The organism is Streptomyces sp. NPDC005496 (genome assembly GCF_042872045.1).
Lineage (GTDB): Bacteria > Actinomycetota > Actinomycetes > Streptomycetales > Streptomycetaceae > Streptomyces.
In genome coordinates, this window is record NZ_JBIAJQ010000003.1 from 687,720 (window position 1) to 705,352 (window position 17,633).

The window sequence follows — 17,633 nt, forward strand, 5'->3', positions numbered from 1 at the left end:
GTGCCTAGACGGAGCTGGCCAGCGACAGCTTGACCGCGAAGCCGAGGAACAGCGCGCCGGCCGCCGAGGTCGCCCCCGCCGACAGGGCCTTGCGCCTGCGGAAGGCGGCCGCCAGCTTCGTACCGCCGAAGATCAGGGCGGTGAGGTAGAGGAAGCTCGCGAGCTGGGCGAAGGTGCCCAGCACGACGAAGGAGAGCGCCGGGTAGGCGTACCCGGGGTCCACGAACTGCACGAAGAAGGCGACGAAGAACAGGATCGCCTTGGGGTTGAAGAGGCTCACCACGAGCGCCCGCCGGAACGGCCGCTCCCCGGCGACCGGCACGGGCTCGGCGCTCCGGACCTCCGCCCGCTCCCGCCGGGTCCGCCACAGGCTCCACGCGGCCCGCAGCATGCCCACCGCGAGCCACGTCAGGTAACCCGCTCCCGCGTACTTCACGATCCCGAACAGCACGTCGTTCGCCTGGAGCAGCGAGGCGACGCCCGCCGCGGACAGCGTCATCAGCACGGCGTCGCCGCACCAGACACCGGCGGCGGCGCGATAGCCGCTGCGCACGCCTCGGCGGGCGGCCACCGAGAGGACGTAGAGCGAGTTCGGACCCGGGAGCAGCACGATCAGGACGAGGCCCGCGAGGTAGGTGGGGAGGTCGATGACGCCAAGCATGAGCGGAGTGTCGCACAGGGGTACGACACTCCGCTCGGGGCCTTCACACGGCGGGACGGGTCAGAACGCGTCCGTCGGCACGTACGTCCCCCAGACCTCCCGGAGGGCGTTGCACACCTCGCCGACCGTCGCCCGGGCGCGCAGCGCGTCCTTCATCGGGTACAGCACGTTGTCCGTGCCCTCGGCCGCCTTCTTCAGGTCGGCGAGCGCCGCGTCGACGACCACCTGGTCGCGCTCGGCGCGGAGCCGGGCGAGCCGCTCCGCCTGCTGGGCCTCGATGGCGGGGTCGACGCGCAGCGGCTCGTACGGCTCCTCCTCGTCGAGCTGGTAGCGGTTGACGCCGACGACCACGCGCTCGCCGGAGTCCGTCTCCTGGGCGATGCGGTAGGCGGAGCGCTCGATCTCGCCCTTCTGGAAGCCGTTCTCGATCGCGTTGACCGCGCCGCCCATGTCCTCGACCTTCGCCATCAGCTCGACGGCGGCGGCCTCCACGTCGTCCGTCATCTTCTCCACCACGTACGAGCCGGCGAAGGGGTCGACGGTGGCGGTGACGTCGGTCTCGTAGGCGAGCACCTGCTGGGTGCGCAGGGCCAGGCGCGCGCTCTTGTCCGTGGGCAGCGCGATGGCCTCGTCGAAGGAGTTGGTGTGCAGCGACTGCGTGCCGCCGAGCACCGCGCCGAGGCCCTGGACGGCGACGCGGACCAGGTTCACCTCGGGCTGCTGCGCCGTCAGCTGCACGCCCGCCGTCTGCGTGTGGAAGCGCAGCATCAGCGACTTGGGGTTCTTGGCGCCGAACTCCTCGCGCATCACCCGGGCCCAGATGCGGCGGGCGGCGCGGAACTTGGCGACCTCCTCCAGGATCGTCGTGCGGGCGACGAAGAAGAAGGACAGGCGCGGGGCGAAGTCGTCGACGTCCATGCCGGCGGCGACGGCCGTGCGCACGTACTCGATGCCGTCGGCGAGCGTGAAGGCGATCTCCTGGGCGGGAGAGGCACCGGCCTCGGCCATGTGGTAGCCGGAGATCGAGATGGTGTTCCACTTCGGGATCTCGGCCCGGCAGTACTTGAAGATGTCCGCGATCAGCCGCAGGGACGGCTTCGGCGGGAAGATGTACGTGCCGCGGGCGATGTACTCCTTCAGCACGTCGTTCTGGATCGTGCCGGTGAGCTGGTCCGCGGGGACGCCCTGCTCCTCGCCGACGAGCTGGTACATGAGCAGCAGCAGCGCGGCGGGTGCGTTGATCGTCATCGACGTCGAGACCTTGTCCAGCGGGATGCCGCCGAACAGGATGCGCATGTCGTCGATCGAGTCGATGGCCACGCCGACCTTGCCGACCTCGCCGGAGGCGATCGGCGCGTCGGAGTCGTGGCCCATCTGGGTGGGCAGGTCGAAGGCGACGGACAGGCCCATGGTGCCGTTCGCGATCAGCTGCTTGTAGCGGGCGTTGGACTCCACGGCGGTGCCGAAGCCGGCGTACTGGCGCATCGTCCACGGGCGGCCGGTGTACATCGAGGGGTACACGCCACGTGTGAAGGGGTACTTCCCGGGCTCGCCCAGCTTCTCCGCAGGATCCCAGTCCGCAAGGGAGTCCGGTCCGTAGACCGGCTCGATGGGCAGTCCGGACTCCGACTCGCGCGCCATGGTGTGTGCCTCCGCTTGCTTGGTTACTCGCTAGTACAGACGACCCTTGCGACGGACTGTAGCGGCGGGCGTGCGCGCGGTGGAGAGGCCCACGCTGGGACCTTGCTCACAGACCCGTCCGGTCCCTGTCCGCGGACGCCGGGGCGTCCTGTACCGACTATTGCCGCCGGTACGCCGCCCGGCAATGCCGCCTGGTTCGCAACCGGCCGCACGGGGGGAGCATCTCAGGTGACACAGCCGTGGCGGGCCATCTCCGAGACGACAGGGGCCGGGATGCACAGCAGGGGCATGCGGAGGGGCGTCGCCGTCCTCGTGGCGCTCGCCGCCGTCGCCGGGTGCAAGGCGGCGGCCGACGGGCCCGCGGACGGGAAGCCGCCGCTGGTGCGGATCGACGTCACCGGCACGCCCGAGGGCGAGGGCGGCCCGACGAAGGACACGGGCGGGAAGGACGACGACGGCCCGACCGCGCCCGCCCCGGCGGCGCCGGCCCGCACGAAGGTGCTCTGGTCGGCGGGCGACCGGGGCACGGACGTACGCGAGGTGCAGGCCCGTCTGCGCCAGCTCGCCTGGCTGTTCGAGGGGCCCACGGGGACGTACGACACGGCGACGGTCGCCGCGGTCGAGGGCTTCCAGGGCAAGCGCGGGCTGCCGCGGACCGGCGAGACCGACACCGCGACCTGGCGGCGACTGGAGCGCATGACGCACGAGCCGACCAAGTGGGAGCTGTACGCCTTCGGCGGGCAGCCCGCCGCGAAGCCGGACCCGCGCTGCCTGACCGGCCGGGTGCTGTGCATCAGCAAGACCAGCCGGACCCTGCGCTGGATGATCGACGGCCGCACCGTCTCGACGATGGCCGTGCGCTTCGGCTCGCAGTACACCCCGACCCGCGAAGGGGTGTTCACCGTCTCCTTCAAGTCCCGGCACCACGTGTCGACGCTCTACGACTCGCCGATGCCGTACGCGATGTTCTTCAGCGGGGGCCAGGCGGTGCACTACTCGTACGACTTCGCGGCGCGGGGCTACGCGGGCGGCTCGCACGGCTGCGTCAACGTACGGGACGAGGCGAAGGTCTCGGCGCTGTTCGCGCAGGTCTCCGTGGGCGACAAGGTCGTCGTCTACTGGTGACGGACAGAGCCCGGAGCGAGGAGATGGGGCGCGGGCGGGACCGGGGGAACGTGTCCCGCCCGCGCCTCGGTGCAGCGAGCCGTGGGTACGGGGGGAACCCCGGCTCGATGCGAGGGCCGATGACCAGTCGGCTCACTCAGTACTGCGCCCCGGCGGCCGAAAACGTCACACCCCTGCGGAAAAAAGTTCATGGAAATACGAAACCGCAGGTCAGAGCCCTGCGGTGCATGTACGGCGAGAGGTTCGCGCAGCTCAGGAGGGTGCCGGTACCGGCAGCGCGCTGTAGACCGGCGCCGGGCTCGCGGCCGGTGACGGTCCGGACCTGACGGGCTTCACCGGCTCGGGACCCGCGACGGGCGGGGCGAAGGCCGCGGACGTGGGAGACCCGGACTCGCCGTTCTCCCGGTGGTGGTTGCCGCCCGGCGCTATGTGATGGCCGTCGTCGTCACCGCCCTTGGCGCCCTTGCCTCCCTTGTCTCCCTTGTCGTCTTTATCGCCTTTATCGGTGTTGTCGCCCTTGCCGCCGTTCTCCTGCCCGGAGCCCCGGCCGGTGCCGGAGCGGCCGTCGGCGTCCCCGAGGACACCGTCGCAGTACTTCTTCACCCGGCCCGAGCCCTGGGCCGCCCCCTCCAGGGCACGCCTGCGGTCCGGGGTGAGCTGCTTGCCCTGGCGCAGGTCGCGGCAGGACGCGAGCAGGCCGCCGCGCTTGTCGTCGGAGCGGCCGGACGTGCCCTTCTCGTCCGGGTCGGGCTGTCCGCTCGCCGCTCCGCCGCCCGCGTCGTCGTGCCGGGAGCCGCCGGACGCGCCCTGCGTGGAGCCGTCCGGCGAGGGGGCGTCCGGTCCGCGGCCGCCGGTGGCGCCGGGCGACGGGGAGAGCAGGGGCTGCCGGGGCGTCGCCCCCGCGGAGACCGAGGCCGCCGGTGCCGGCTCGTGCCCGCCGAACGGCGTGGGCAGCACTCCGTTTTGCGCCGCCATCGCGACTCCGCCGATCATTCCGGCGGCCAGCACGGCGGCCAGACCGAGCCGCGCGGGACGGACCCGGGACGACCGCCGCCCGGCCGACGCGACCCGGCCGAGGCGTACGAGACCGGCGTCCGCGGTGCGGCCACGGCGCTCGCCGGCGGGCAGCGCGGCCTCGTCGTCGGCGCCCGTGCGAGCGGCACGGAAGGCGGCCAACGCGGCGGCTTCTCCGGGGAGTTCGGCGCTGCTCAGCGGGGGTGCGGAGGACAGCGCCCGCAGGGCCCCGGCCAGCCGGTCCGCCTGCTCGCGGGTGTCGGCGTCGACGGTCTCCAGCGGCTCCCCGCGCAGCAGCCGCTCCGCGGCGTCCCGGTCCAGCCACCTGTACTGCTCGTCGGCCATCACATGTCCTTCTGCGTCCGCGCACGCGTATGCGTCACACCGGCGGACGTCACCGCGCGGGGACGCGGCTCTCTTTGTGGGGGTACGGCGCCGAGGGCGCCAGCGGATTCCGCATCCGCGCCGAGCAGCTCCGCGAGCCGCTTCAGACCGCGGTGCGCCGCCGTGCGGACGGCGCCGGGACGCTTGCCGAGCGTCTCGGCCGCGGTCTTGGCGTCGAGCCCGACGACGACCCGCAGCACGACCGCCTCGGCCTGGTCCTGCGGGAGCTGCGCGATGAGGGAGAGGGTGCTGTCGGTGGCCAGGGCCTCGATGGCCTCGCCCGCGGTGTCCGACTCGGCGGCCTTCCCGGTCAGCTCGGTCTCGTCGCCGCCGATCGCGGGACGACGCCCGCGCATGCGTATGTGGTCGAGGGCGCGGTTGCGGGCGATGCGGGCGGCCCACCCGCGGAACCGGTCGGCGTCCCCGCTGAACCGCTCCAGGTCCCGGGCGATCTGGAGCCAGGCCTCGGAGGTGACGTCCTCCGCGTCCGGGTCGCCGACCAGCGTCCGTACGTACCCGAGCAACCGCGGGTGCACGGCGCGGTACACAGTCCGGAACGCGGTCTCGTCCCCGTCCTGTGCCGCAAGCACCGCGGCGGTCAGCTCCGCGTCGTCCCCCAGCACCGCGCCCCTCTTGCGCCTCGGCCGGCGCCGCTGTCGCGGACCGGGTTCTCGCCGTCGTGGTCCCTCAGTGGATGGTCGCGGTCCGTGGGCCCTTCGTGGATGTGGCTCCGGTCCGCAGTCCGGCGCGAAAGGCACGTTACGGCGTGAAACCGCTCCTCGTCCATGTCCGTAGAACATGCAACTAACTCGTGACGCGGTGGGGTGTGACAGAAAGCGCACCCACGGCGCTGTAGAGAGTACGGGCCGCCGCGCGGCCCGTGCCGCGCGACGGCCGGGGCCTCTCCTGTGGGGGGTGGCGGCCCCGGCCGTTGCCATCGGCAACGGGAGAACGCGGCCCCGACCTGAGCTTTTGCACAGATGCCGCTACGAGCGTGACCAGCAAGCCGGCCACTTCATGTGATCCTTTCCAGCGCCGGGCCCCGACCCGTCACAGACGTCGGCTTTCGCGCCCCCTCGACTCAGCGCTCGCCCAGAAGGCCGACCAGGTGCGCTCCGACAACTGTTGCAAGCAGACCGGCGTCGCGCTGTTCCGGCCATGGCCCGGCTGGTTTCGGCACGATCCCCGGCTGGCGGGTCAACTGCCGTAGAGAGCAGGCAGATCGACCAGGAGGACGTCGTCGCGACGACTCGCCAGATCGACGAGGTCGGGGTAGAAGCCGTGCAAGGAATACAGGGCCAGAGTCGTGGCAGCGGTGTCGTGACCCTGCTCTGCGAGCAGGGCACGGATACGCTCCAGGCGCTCCAGGTCACCGGTCCCCCGGCGGGCGGCGGTTGCCTTGGCTTCGCCCAGCACCGCGATCCTGGCACGGGGAGCCTGCGGGCGCTCGCCTGCGGCCAGGGCAATGACGTCCACCTCGTGCTTGGTCCGGGCGGCCTGGTCGGCGACCTCGGTGGTACCGACCGGCCCGGGCAGCCCGCCCGGGAGCAAGGAGTGCGCGTAACGGCGGGTGAAGTCTCGGGCCAGGTCCTCGAAGTGGGGTCCGAGGATCTTGGAGTTGAAGGTTGGGGCCGCTTGCTCCCAGACCTGCTCGGCAAAGCCCTGCTCCACGGCGGCGGCCTGGGGGAGAGTGATGAGCTGATTGAAGCGGATGACCGGGTCGGCGAGGGTGATGACGGGGTGCTTGGAGCGGAGGATGTCCTGCTCCCGGCGGATGTAGCCGGTGGACTCCAGCACGCCCAGGGGGTGAGCGACGGCATTGCGCGGCCGCTCCAGGGCAGCGCCGATCTTGCTGGGCGTGGTGGCGCCGTTCGCGATCGCGGTGAGAATGTCGTAGTACAGGGTGTGCTGCGTGATCCTGGGGTCCTCGCGCAGCAGATACTCGGTCTCGGTGCGCGAGTACACCGCTCGGCCCGGATCGAGCAGTGTGCGGGTGAGCCACGCGTCGAAGCCGTCGTCCGGATGCGGTCGGCCGGCCACCGGTCGGTAGCCGGGCGCCCCGCCGAGGACCGCGTGCACCTTCAGTGCGGTCAGCGGGTCGACGATCTGCCAGAAGTCCCGGCTGTCGCGGTAGTCGAAGGCGCCCAGTCGTAGATCGACAACTGCCCGGCCCCGCAGCGGCTTGGTTCCCGAGAGCAGTTCGTGCATGACGCTCATCGCGGAGCCGCACAGGATCAATCGCGGCCCCGGCCCAGCACCACGCCGGATGCCGCGCTGCCGTTCGTCGTACAGCTGTTGAAGCAGTCCCGGAATCTCGGGCGAGTGCTGGAGCAGGTAGGGCAACTCGTCGATCACCAGGAGCGAATGCGCCGAGCGGGCCGTCACATCAAGTGCGTTGGACAACACGTCACGCCAGTCGGTCAGACGCAGACTGCCTGGCCTCAGACCGGCGTGCGTGGCGACCGCGTCGCTGAACCGTTGGATCGCGGGCAGCCGCCCCTCTTCGCGGACCGCGGTGACGTACAGACCGCCGACCTGCTCGGACAAGGCCTGCAGCAGGTACGACTTCCCGTGTCGCCGTCGCCCCGACACGATACCGAGCCGCATCGCCGGATCCGGATCGGTGAGGAACTCCGCGAGCAAACCCCACTCCCGGTCACGGTCGATCACGTCGTCCGGCTTGTTCGGCAGGCCTGTCCTCACACGCTCTCCCACACATCGACTGCGACGGTATTCGTCTAACTCTACTTCGACAGATCTGCGTCTAATGGAATTATCCCCCCTCCGATGGTTGGCATCGGCTGCCCCTGACCGCATGTGCCCAGCGTGCGGCCGGCAGCAGTCAGGGGCAGTTGGAAACGCCTGGAAGCGGGCCCGGTCCGACGGACAGCAAGAGCCGGCTCCAGACAGCAATGCGCCTGACCAGAGGCCTTTCATACGCCTGCTGGACCAGGGCGACCCCGGAAGTTGCCATCGACAGCGGGGGAACACGCCCCCGGCCCGCCCGCTCCGGGCACACCGGTCCGGCGTCCACGGACCGCAGCCGCCCGCGAGAAACCGCCCCGGACCACGGCAGCCACTTCGTGAGGCCCCCCGGACCCCGCCCGCTCGGGGCACACCGGTCCGGCGCCCGCGAACCGCAGCCGCTCCGTGAGAAACCGCTCCGGACCCCGGCAGCCACTTCGTGAGGAACCGCCCCGCACCCCGACCGCCCGGGGCACACCGGTCCGGCGGCCACGGACCGCAGTCGCCCGCGAGGAACCGCCGGTCCACGGCCGCTCCGTGAAGAACCGCCCCGGACCCCGGCGGCCGCTTCGGAGCCAGCGCTCGTTCCCGTCCCGCTCCGCGCGCCCCAAGGGCGGACACGGCCTACTCCGACCTGCCGTTGCCCTTCGACGCCCCCGGCGCGGCCGGGACCGTCCTGGTCGGCTCGGTGGGCCGCGTCGGGTCCGCCGGCCGCGTCGGACGGGTCGCCTCGGCCGAGGGGATCGGGCGGCCGCTCCCGGCGCCCTTGCCGGGCTTGCCGGCGCGCGCACTCGCCGAGGCCGGCCGCCCGGCGCAGTACGCCTCGACCCTCTCCGCGCCGCCGGCCTCGGCGATCAGGCGCCGCCAGGCCGTCGAGCCGAGGGACTTGCCCCGGCCGCCGACGGCCTCGTACGCGCGGCAGTGCGCCTCCGTGTCCGCGGCGGCCGGGGGACGGCTTGACGGGCTCGTGCCACCGGGCGCCCCGGTGGCGCCGGGCTGTACGCCGGAGTGGTCCGCGGGGGCGCTGGAGGGGCGGGTCCGGTCCCGGTCCTCGTCTCCGCCGGGCGACAGGCCCCCGGAACCGATGGCCGCCACCGCGACACCGCCCAGCGCGAGACCGGCGAACAGCGCGGCGAGCGCGGCCCGCAGCGAGCGTCTCCCCCGCCGCTGCTCCCACGTCCGCCAGTCGTCCCGCCGCCGGGCCGGCGCGCCGTGCGCCCCCTGCTTGCGGGCGGCCAGGAACGCGGCGACGGCGCTCTTCTCCCCGCGCGGATCGACCGGGTGGTCGCGCACGGCGGTGAGCAGGGCCTCGACGAGGGACTCGGCGTCCGCACCGGCCGAAGGGGACGTCCCGGCGCCCGGCCGCGCGGCGACCGGAGGTACGGCCCGGCCGGCGGGATGCCTCCCGTCGCTCTGCCGTTCACCCATGTCCGCTTCCATCCCCGGCCGTCGTCTTCCTGCCGCTCGTCTTCCTGGCGCTCATCCCGACTCCCCCAGCGTCCTGGGGCCCTCATGCGTCACACCCCGGGCGCCGAGCTCCCGGGCGAGCCGCTTGAGGCCCCGGTGGGCCGCGGTGCGCACCGCGCCGGGCCGCTTGCCGAGCACGCGGGCGGCGGCGGGACCGTCGAGACCGACCACCACGCGCAGGAGGACCGCCTCGGCCTGGTCGCGCGGCAGCCCGGCGACCAGTTCCAGGGCGTACTCGGTGGAGAGGGACTCCAGCGCCTGGTCGTGCGTGCTGTGGGTGCCGGGCAGCTCCAGCAGGTCCTGTTCCAGGGCGGTCGCCCTGGGCCGCACCCGCTGCCGGCGCAAGTGGTCCAGCGCCCGGTGCCGGGCGATCGTCGCCGTCCAGCCGCGGAAGCCCGCCCCGTCCCCCCGGAAGCGCCCGAGGTCCCGGGCGATCTCCAGCCAGGCGTCGGACGCCACGTCCTCCGCGTCGTCCCCGACGAGCCCGCGCAGATATCCGAGCAGCCCGGGCTGCACGATCCGGTACGCGACCGCGAACGCGGCCTCGTCCCCCTCCTGGGCCCGCCCGACGGCCACGCCCAGCTCCCCGTCGTACGCCTGCACGCGGCGGGGCTCCCCTCCCTGGCCCAACACTGTCCTCGTTCGCACCGAGTCGTCACGGATCCGCACCGCGTGCCACGGCCGACCGTGTCCACGCCCCCCACGGTCATCAGCGTCAGGTCTCACATAAATGTCACAGCCCGTCAGAAGCCCCTTCACGTCCGCGACACCCAAGCCGTCCCCGTTCTCACGGCAGTCGCCCTACGCGGACCGCCTGTCACAGCCCGCGGGCCGCGCCGCCCGGCCGTGCACCTGGAGATACAGCGTGCGCACGGACTCCGCCGCGCCCACCTCGAAGCGTTTGACGACCTTGCCGAGCGGGTTCCAGACCCGTCCGTCGGGCATCCGCACCCCGACCGGCTGCCCGAACAACTCCCGCTGCGCGGCGTCGAACTCGACCCACACGCCGCCGGCCCGCCGCACGAACACCTCACCGGTGTAGACGCCGAGGCCGAACAGCACGTCGTGCACGCGTGCCCGCTCGGACCCGCCCTTGCGTACCCCGTCCACGATGAAGTCGACCACCCGCAGGCTGTCCACGGAGTAGTCCAGGGGCAGCCGGTTGCGCGCCGTGGCCCGCCGCACGAACTCCGCCGCCTGCCACCGCATCCGGGCGTCGACCTCGCCCCGCTTCGCCACGAGCCCCCCTCGCATCCCGCACGTGTCCCGCGCGTCTTCCGCACGCCTCTGGCACACCCAGCGGATCGGAGCCGCGGAACGTCACTCTCCGGACTGCTGTGCGAGGCACCGTCAGAACCGTTTCCGGGCCGATGGGAAGCCCGCACGGGCAAGAGTGATGTAGCGCACACCTTCCGGCGGTGATGTGCACCCGCCCCGGTGAGCTGAAATGGAGGGTCACCTGTGTGATGGGTGATCTTTATGTGAAGTTCATCTAGGGGTGGGGCATTTGAGTCGCCGTAAGACCCATGCGTACAAGCCGTTGAGCCTGAAGCGGAGGACATGGCTGACGCTCGGGGCCGTCGTACTGGGTGGGGCGGGTGTCGTGACGTACGCCGTCGCGAATCCCAGCGACGGCCCGGCCGACGCCGCGCGCGGCAAGCGGCCCGTGACGGTGCACGGACTCGCGCTGAAGAGCGGCGCGGCGGGCGCGCGGGAGCTGCCGAGGACCGGCACCGACGCCTTCTCGCTGGTCGGTGTCTCGTGGACCGGCGCGAAGACCGAGCTGGACGGGACCGCCCAGGTGCGCACCCGCAGCAGCGCGACCGGACGGTGGACCGGCTGGCAGAGCCTCGACGTCGCCTTCCGGCCCGTCGACGGCGCCGAGCCGGGCGCGCAGGAGGCCCGCGGCGTCTCGCGGCCGCTGTGGGTCGGCCCGAGCGACGGTGTGCAGGCCCGGATCCTCGCCGCCGACGGCTCCACCGGCGCGGAGCTGCCCAAGGGACTCCAGGTCAACCTGGTCGACCCGGGCATGACCGCCGCCGAGGCCAGGACCGCGGGGGCGGGGACCGGCACCGGGGCCGACCTGGCCGACGGCACCGTCGACAGCGGCAGCCTGAGCAACGCGGCCTTCGTCGACAGCCCGACCGACCCCACCGACCCGGCCTCGCCCACCGACTCCGCGTCGCCGACGGACCCCGCGGACCCGTCCGACCCCGCGAGCCCGCCCGCGTCGGCCACCGAGTCCGAGTCCGAGTCGGCGCCGGCGTCCGCCTCCGCGTCACCGAGCGCGACCCCGTCGCCCGCTCCCTCCCCGCGGCCCTCGACCGTCGTCCAGCCGGTCGTCGTCCCGCGCTCCGCGTGGGGCGCGAACGAGTCGACGGTGGCGGACGCGCCGGAGTACGCCGACGAGATCGACGCCGTCTTCGTCCACCACACCGGCGGCACGAACGACTACAGCTGCGCCCAGTCGGCGTCCCTGGTGCGCGGTCTCATGGCGTACGACATCCAGGTCGGCAAGCGCAACGACCTCGGCTACAACTTCCTGGTCGACAAGTGCGGCCGGATCTTCGAGGGCCGCGCGGGCGGCATCGACCTGTCGGTGCGCGGCGAGCACACGTACGGCTTCAACGGCGCCTCGATGGGCGTCGCCGTCCTCGGTGACTTCGAGGGCGACGCGACGAGCACCCCGGTCAGGGCAGCGGGCAAGCCGTCGCGGGCCGCGGTGGAGGCGGTGGCGCGTCTCGCCGCCTGGAAGCTCGGCCAGTACGGCGGCGACCCGAGCGGCTCGGTCACCCTGACCGCCGACGCCGACACCGGCAAGTACGCCGAGGGCACGCAGGTCACGCTCAAGACCATCGCCGGGTACAAGGACGTCGAGACGACCACCTCGCCCGGCAAGAACCTGTACGCCAAACTCACCGAGATCCGCCGCTACGCCTCCAGCCCGGGCCGGAACTCCGCGGCCCCGACCGCCGACTACACCGGCGACGGCGTCAGCGACCTGGTCGCCCCCACGGCCAAGGAGGGCAGCGGCTGGCTCACGCTGGTGCCCGGCGGGACCGGCGGTCCCGTCTCCGCCGCGAAGCTCAAGCTCAACCAGGGCAGCGCCGGTGTCCCCGGCGCCGCCGAGTCCGGCGACCAGTGGGGCGCGGCCACCGCCTGGGGCGACATCAACGGCGACGGGGTCGCGGACCTCGCGATCGGCGCGCCCGGCGAGGACGACACCACGCACGCGGACCGCGGCGCGGTGACGATCCTGTACGGCCCCACGTTCGACACCGGCGCCGACACGATGGCGCTGGGCGACGACTACAACCCGAACGGCGCGCGGTTCGGGGCGACCGTCGCGGTCGGCGACTTCAACGCCGACGGCAAGGCGGACGTCTTCACGGCGGCCACCGGCACCGGCGGCAACTGGGCGGCCCGCTTCGGCGACGGCCACGAGGTCGCCGGCGACATCACCACCGTCACCGGCGCCCTGGCCTACGCGGACGCCGCGTCCGGCGACTTCAACCGGGACGGCTACGCGGACGTCGCCCTCAACTACCGGGACGCGTCCGGGGCCGGCAAGGTGACCTGGTTCAAGGGCTCCAAGACGCTCGGCCTGTCGAAGGTGTCGACGCTCACCGTCAAGGGCGGCCGGTCCATCGCCGCGGGCGACGTGAACGGCAACGGCTACGACGACATCGTGGTCGGCCAGCCGTACACGGGCGAGTCCGGCGGCAACTCCGGCGGCCAGATCACGATGGTCCCCGGCACGTCGACCGGCTTCACCACGACCGGCCTGACGGCGGTCCACCAGTCCACCACCGGTGTGGAGGGCGCCTCCGAGTCGGGCGACGCCTTCGGCACCTCGGTCTCGGTGGGCGACTTCAACGCCGACGGCTACGCGGACGTCCTCACCGGCGCCCCGAACGAGGACATCACCCGGGACACCAAGAACCGCTCCAACGCGGGCTCGGTGTGGCTGCTCAAGGGCGCCTCCACGGGCGTCACCGGCGACGGCTCGGTGGCGCTCTCGCAGGACACGGAGGGCGTCCCCGGCTCCACGGAGACGGACGACAAGCTCGGCTCGGCGCTCTCGCTGGCCGACGTCACGGGTGACGGCTACGCCGACCTCACCATCGGCGCGGAGGGTGAGGACGCCGGCAACGGCACCCTGCTGTACGTGCCGGTCCCCGGCGGTGCCGCCGCGCCGGCCAAGTCCGCGTACTACGGGGTCACCCAGCTGGGCACGGCGACGGCCGCACGCCTGGGCCAGGTGCTCACGCCGTAAGGCGGCACCGCCCGCGTCCGACAGCGCGGCCGTGACCCCGGTGAGCCGGGGTCACGGCCGCGCTGTCGCGTCCCGGCACAGCAGCCGCAGCGAGCCCTCGCCCGCGTAGCTGCGCCGGGCCTCGTCGATGGGGTCCCACAGCTTCCCGTCGGGCGTGCGGACCCAGTGGTCGCCGCCCGTCTCCCACCACTCGGCGCCGGTCTGCCGCACGACGACCTCACCGGCGTACGCGCCGAATCCGCGCAGCACGCTCTCCACGGCGGCGTACGGCGCCCCGTCCCGGCGAATCTCCTCGATCATCCGGTCGACGCGCCAGAGGCTTTGCGCCGAGTAGTCGAGCCGCAGCCGCGCACCTTCGCGCATCGCCGCGACAGCGTCCGCCGCCCAACGCACGGGCTTCGTTGCGGACGAGGGCCTGGTTGCTTGCTGTGCAGTCACACTCCCAAGAGCGCGCCCGGAGCGGGAATCGTCACTGCCGACGCGCGGTGGCGGCGACACCGGCGCAGGATCGCCGCACCGCCCCCACGTCCGCCCCGGGACGGTCACAGGACTCTCGCGGGAGCCGGGTTTCACACCCGTCCGCGGGCTCGCCGCGACACCACGGCGCGCAGCACGCGCCGCCCCTCCGTCGACACGTCCAGGGCCAGCCGCAGACCGCCGGCGCCGTGGTCCGCGAGGAGTTCCAGGACGGTGACCTGGCGCCGCAGTTCGGCCGCGACGAGCGGTGACATGCCGTCGGTGCGGCCCTCCCGGCGGGCGGTCACCGAGGACGTGCCGTCGTCGCCCACGTCCAGCAGCCGGTGGATCTGCAGGGCCGCCACCGAGCACGCGTCGGCCCAGGCGCGCACGGCCGGCCCGGTGGGCGGCGCGGGCACGGCGTCGAGCATGCGGCGGGCGAGCAGGGCGGCCTCGTCCTCGTCGGTGAGCGCCGGTTCCGGGACGCCGCGGTCCAGCTTCGCGCGGGCCTGCTCCAGCCGGTCCTGCCACGCCTCGCCGTCCACGAGACTCGCCCACAGCGGGCGCAGGATCTCGTCGTCACCGCCCAGCAGCGGCACGCAGCGATCCAAACAAGCCAGCCCACTCGCCGCCAGGCCACGGTCGTCGGCCTGCGCGACCAGTTCCACCAGGCTCATCAACGCCTCCCTCGAAATCCCAAGAAGTCCCTCGACAGGGCGTCCTTTTCTTACGGAGCCCGCACTTCCCCTTACTGCGTGCAACGGGCCCGGAGTGTCACAGGAGCACCACTCCGAGCGGGTCGGGTAACCGGAACAGGGCGTTTTCGGCCATCGGACGGTCCCCCCCCCAGGTGTTGGTTCGGCTTGCGCCGAATAGACCACACCCGAACGCCCGTCCGCCAGAGATACGGACGATCCGCGCGAACCGGGGTCCGGCGGCCATCCCCTCAGAAGCCGGCGGGGAGCGCCCCCTCGTGCGCCTTCCGGTCCTGCATACGCGTCAGCCGCAGGACGACCAGCACCGCGAACACCGCGGCCACCAGCTGGACCACGTCGGTGAACATCATGGTCTCGACCAGCACCTGAGCGTCGGCGGCGGCCGTCCCGGCCACCTCCCGGTAGTCGAGGCGCCCGAGCCGGTCGACCGTCAGGCTGATCACCCAGCACGCCCACCACCAGTTGACGAGCCCGCGCCGGCCCGGGACGCCCGACGGGCGGCTCGCGTCCCAGATCTCCATCATGATCCGGCGCGGGAACCACAGGTTCACCAGCGGCACGAACCAGCTCCAGAAGGTCCAGCCGCGCGCCATCGTGTGCCCGTGCGGGTCGAACACCTCGGCGTTGTCCCGCGCCCGCCGGAACCAGACGAGGAAGACGACGGCCGTGGCGGTCAGGAGGGCGGTCTGAACCGTCCCCGCCAGGTCGTACAGCGCTTCCGCGCGGTCGGCGGCCTCCAGGAGGCCGGGGTCCGCCACACCGGCGGCGCCGCGGCCGACGATGTCGCGCACGGCGTACTCCGCTCCGAGCGCGAAGAGGTCGGCGGCGGCCACGAGGCCGAGCAGTACGGCCGTCGCCTGCCCGAGGCCGACCGGTGAGCGCAGCAGGAGCGGCCCCTGCGGCGAGTGCAGGGGCCTGACCCCCGGCGGCCTGGGGGCGGGCCGCGCGACGGACGGGCCGTCCGGGGCCACGGGCGGCGGCGTCACGGGCGGTCCGGCCGCCGTCCCGGGTGCCGGGACCGTGGCCGCGCCGACCGCCGCGAGCGGCTCGGCCGGTGCGCTCACCTCGGCCGGTGCGGTCGCCGCGCAGTCGTGGCAGAGGGTCTCGCCGGGCGGCGCGGCGGCGCGGCGGCAGTGCGAGCAGGGCATGACGGAGTGGTCCCCCCGGGGGCGCGGTGACGAGGAAGCCGGGCGCGACCTCTCCCCAGGACCCGCTCCGGCACGCGGACGTTACGGTCCGCCCGCGCCCGGCGTCCAGAGCGATCAGCGCAGCCGGTTCGCCAGCTTCTGGAAGTCCGGCCAGGACAGCGGCGGTTTGTCCGGGTCCCACAGCTTCTGGACCGTGGCCGCCAGCGGCATGCGGATCCCGGCGGCCACCTGCTCCTGCGTCTGCGACTGCGAGAGGTCGCACCAGACCGCGAAGCTCCCGCCGAGGATCTGGCCGTCGTACTTGGCGGGCACCGGCGAGCTGCCGCGCAGGACGAGCGGGGTCCACTGCTCGTAGATGCGCTGCCCGGTCGGGTAGACGAAGGTCTGCGGCTCGCCGAGCACGTAGTAGAGGTACTCGTCGTTGTAGTTGATCACCTTGCGGCCGGCGCTCAGGTACTCGACGGGCTGCCGCGCGCCGATCTCCTTGCCGGTCCAGTACGCGACCTGGATGTCGTCGTCCGCCTGGACCTTGCCCCCGTCGAAGAAGCCGTCGTTCCACGCCCGCGCGGTCCGCTCGTGCCCGCGCACCACGTCGGCGCGGTCGTTGAGCCAGCCGGTCGCCAGGTCGGCGATGCCCGCGCCGGAGCCGAAGGAGTTCACGGCCGCGGTGGCCAGCTGGGGGAAGGAGGCCGCCGGGTTCGACACGGTCAGCGCCTGGTACTCGTCGGCGCCGACGTGCCAGTACGGGCCGGGGAAGAGTTCGGCGTACTCGTTCAGCAGGTCGTCGAGCAGGTCCGCTGACGCCTGCTTGGAGATGTCGATCGCGCCGCGGGTGGGCACGCCCTGTGTGTTGCGCAGCTGGAGGTCGGGGTGGGCGGCGAGCACCGCGCCGAGGTGGCCGGGCGAGTCGATCTCGGGGACGACGGTGATGTGCCGGCTCGCCGCGAGCTTCAGGATGCGGCGGACCTCGGCCTTGGTGAGGTGCTCCTTGGAGACGATCTCCGGGTGGGTGTCCGACTCGATGCGGAAACCCTGGTCGTCGGAGAAGTGCAGCCCCAGCTGGTTGAACTTGAGGTCGCCCAGCTCGCGTATCCGGTCCTCGATCCAGGCGGCCGTGAAGTGCTTGCGGGCCGTGTCGAGCATCAGCCCGCGCTGCGGCTTGGCCGGCTGGTCGCGGACGACGCCCTCGGCCGCCGTGCCGCCGCCGTGCACTTCCTGCTTGAGGGTGCGCGTGCCGTAGAAGACGCCCGCCTGGCCGGGGGCCGCGATGGTGACCCGCCGGTTCTTGACCGTCAGGGTGTACGACTCCGGGTTCGCGCCCCCGTCGTCCGCGCCGTTCAGGGTCAGCCGGACGTCGCCGTCCCTCGCCTCGGTCTCCCCCGCGTACGACAGCTTCAGCTCACCGGCGAGCAGCCGTCCCTCGTCCTCCAGTCCGGCGTCGTCCACCACGACACGCCCGCCCGTCGCGGGACGCCAGCCGGGGCCGCGGGCCGGGGTGTGCTCGCGGACGGCGGGAATCGTGCGGGGTGTCGTCGACAGGGCGTAGGAGCGCGAGGGGGTGGGGGAGGCCGGGGCCCTCGACGCCACCGAACCGCGCTCCGTGGGGGCCGCCGCCCCGGCGGGCCCGCCGTCGCCGGACGGCCAGAACGCGAAGGTCGCCGCGGTGGCGCCGGCCACCAGCACGCCCGCGGCGGCCAGCACGCCGTTCCTGCCGACCGGCCGCCGCCGCGCCCGGCCGGGCGCCCGCCGCCTGCCCCGGCTCACCGCGTCACGCCCCACGCCTCGGCCACCACGGTCCACTCCACGTCACCCACAGCCTCTTACGCCTTCCTGGTGCAGCACCCGTACGGCTCTCTCGTACACCTCCTGTTACTCCTCCACGGTGAACCCAAGCCAACGTCTCCGCCTCCCCACCGTCCACCGGATGTATCGAAACTCTCTCGTGCGGGTGAATTCCCGGCATTCTTCGAACAGGTCCTGATCGGGATCGATAGCGTGGC

General features: G+C 73.0%; 14 protein-coding genes. 2 read left to right on the forward strand and 12 right to left on the reverse strand.

The features are described from left to right. Positions 1-4: 4 nt before the first annotated feature. Both leuE and ACFYQQ_RS11760 read right to left on the reverse strand, forming a co-directional pair. Entirely contained in the window at positions 5-661 is a 657-nt protein-coding gene (gene leuE / locus ACFYQQ_RS11755) for a leucine efflux protein LeuE (RefSeq protein WP_355782527.1), read from the reverse strand. Between the two features lie 60 nt (positions 662-721). Further along, on the reverse strand, positions 722-2,302 hold the full coding sequence (locus ACFYQQ_RS11760; RefSeq protein ID WP_355782530.1) for a methylmalonyl-CoA mutase family protein: 1,581 nt from the start codon (positions 2,300-2,302) through the stop codon (positions 722-724). 273 nt (positions 2,303-2,575) lie between these two features. Between ACFYQQ_RS11760 and ACFYQQ_RS11765 the strand changes: the two genes are divergently transcribed. Continuing rightward, a complete protein-coding gene (locus tag ACFYQQ_RS11765; protein WP_355782536.1) occupies positions 2,576-3,427 on the forward strand; it encodes a L,D-transpeptidase family protein in 852 nt (283 codons plus the stop codon). 252 nt (positions 3,428-3,679) lie between these two features. Here the strand turns inward: ACFYQQ_RS11765 and ACFYQQ_RS11770 are convergent, their stop codons facing one another. The 6 genes from ACFYQQ_RS11770 to ACFYQQ_RS11795 form a co-directional block, all read right to left on the reverse strand. Then, a complete protein-coding gene (locus ACFYQQ_RS11770) occupies positions 3,680-4,786 on the reverse strand; it encodes an extensin (protein ID WP_388904308.1) in 1,107 nt (368 codons plus the stop codon). After that, positions 4,786-5,448 carry an RNA polymerase sigma factor gene (locus tag ACFYQQ_RS11775; RefSeq protein WP_355795791.1) on the reverse strand — a complete coding sequence of 221 codons (663 nt, stop codon included), beginning with the start codon at positions 5,446-5,448 and terminating at the stop codon, positions 4,786-4,788. Before ACFYQQ_RS11775 ends, ACFYQQ_RS11770 begins: the two co-directional genes overlap by 1 nt. Positions 5,449-6,022: 574 nt before the next feature. Beyond that, positions 6,023-7,528, reverse strand: coding sequence for an ATP-binding protein (locus ACFYQQ_RS11780; protein ID WP_355783050.1), 1,506 nt, complete (start codon positions 7,526-7,528; stop codon positions 6,023-6,025). A gap of 666 nt (positions 7,529-8,194) precedes the next feature. After that, a complete protein-coding gene (locus tag ACFYQQ_RS11785; protein ID WP_388904311.1) occupies positions 8,195-8,998 on the reverse strand; it encodes a hypothetical protein in 804 nt (267 codons plus the stop codon). Positions 8,999-9,049: 51 nt separating this feature from the next. After that, positions 9,050-9,667: an RNA polymerase sigma factor gene (locus ACFYQQ_RS11790; RefSeq protein ID WP_355790531.1), complete on the reverse strand. Its 618-nt coding sequence runs from the start codon at positions 9,665-9,667 to the stop codon at positions 9,050-9,052. 171 nt (positions 9,668-9,838) lie between these two features. Continuing rightward, positions 9,839-10,291 (reverse strand): hypothetical protein, encoded by a 453-nt coding sequence (locus tag ACFYQQ_RS11795; RefSeq protein ID WP_388904313.1) that lies wholly within the window; start codon positions 10,289-10,291, stop codon positions 9,839-9,841. Positions 10,292-10,535: 244 nt separating this feature from the next. Here ACFYQQ_RS11795 and ACFYQQ_RS11800 point away from each other — a divergent pair, with 244 nt between their 5' ends. Further along, entirely contained in the window at positions 10,536-13,313 is a 2,778-nt protein-coding gene (locus tag ACFYQQ_RS11800) for an FG-GAP-like repeat-containing protein (protein ID WP_355790528.1), read from the forward strand. A gap of 51 nt (positions 13,314-13,364) precedes the next feature. Here the strand turns inward: ACFYQQ_RS11800 and ACFYQQ_RS11805 are convergent, their stop codons facing one another. The 4 genes from ACFYQQ_RS11805 to ACFYQQ_RS11820 all read right to left on the reverse strand — a co-directional run bounded on the left by ACFYQQ_RS11805 (position 13,365) and on the right by ACFYQQ_RS11820 (position 17,412). Then, the gene (locus tag ACFYQQ_RS11805) at positions 13,365-13,751 is read right to left on the reverse strand and encodes a hypothetical protein (protein WP_355794672.1); all 387 of its coding nucleotides are present in this window, start codon (positions 13,749-13,751) and stop codon (positions 13,365-13,367) included. 131 nt (positions 13,752-13,882) lie between these two features. Further along, complete coding sequence (locus ACFYQQ_RS11810) at positions 13,883-14,446, reverse strand: hypothetical protein (RefSeq protein WP_355794670.1); 564 nt, start codon at positions 14,444-14,446, stop codon at positions 13,883-13,885. A gap of 269 nt (positions 14,447-14,715) precedes the next feature. After that, positions 14,716-15,633 carry a DUF4328 domain-containing protein gene (locus tag ACFYQQ_RS11815; protein WP_388904316.1) on the reverse strand — a complete coding sequence of 306 codons (918 nt, stop codon included), beginning with the start codon at positions 15,631-15,633 and terminating at the stop codon, positions 14,716-14,718. A 114-nt stretch (positions 15,634-15,747) separates the two neighbouring features. Next, positions 15,748-17,412 carry a family 20 glycosylhydrolase gene (locus ACFYQQ_RS11820; protein WP_388904318.1) on the reverse strand — a complete coding sequence of 555 codons (1,665 nt, stop codon included), beginning with the start codon at positions 17,410-17,412 and terminating at the stop codon, positions 15,748-15,750. Between the last annotated feature and the right edge of the window lie 221 nt (positions 17,413-17,633).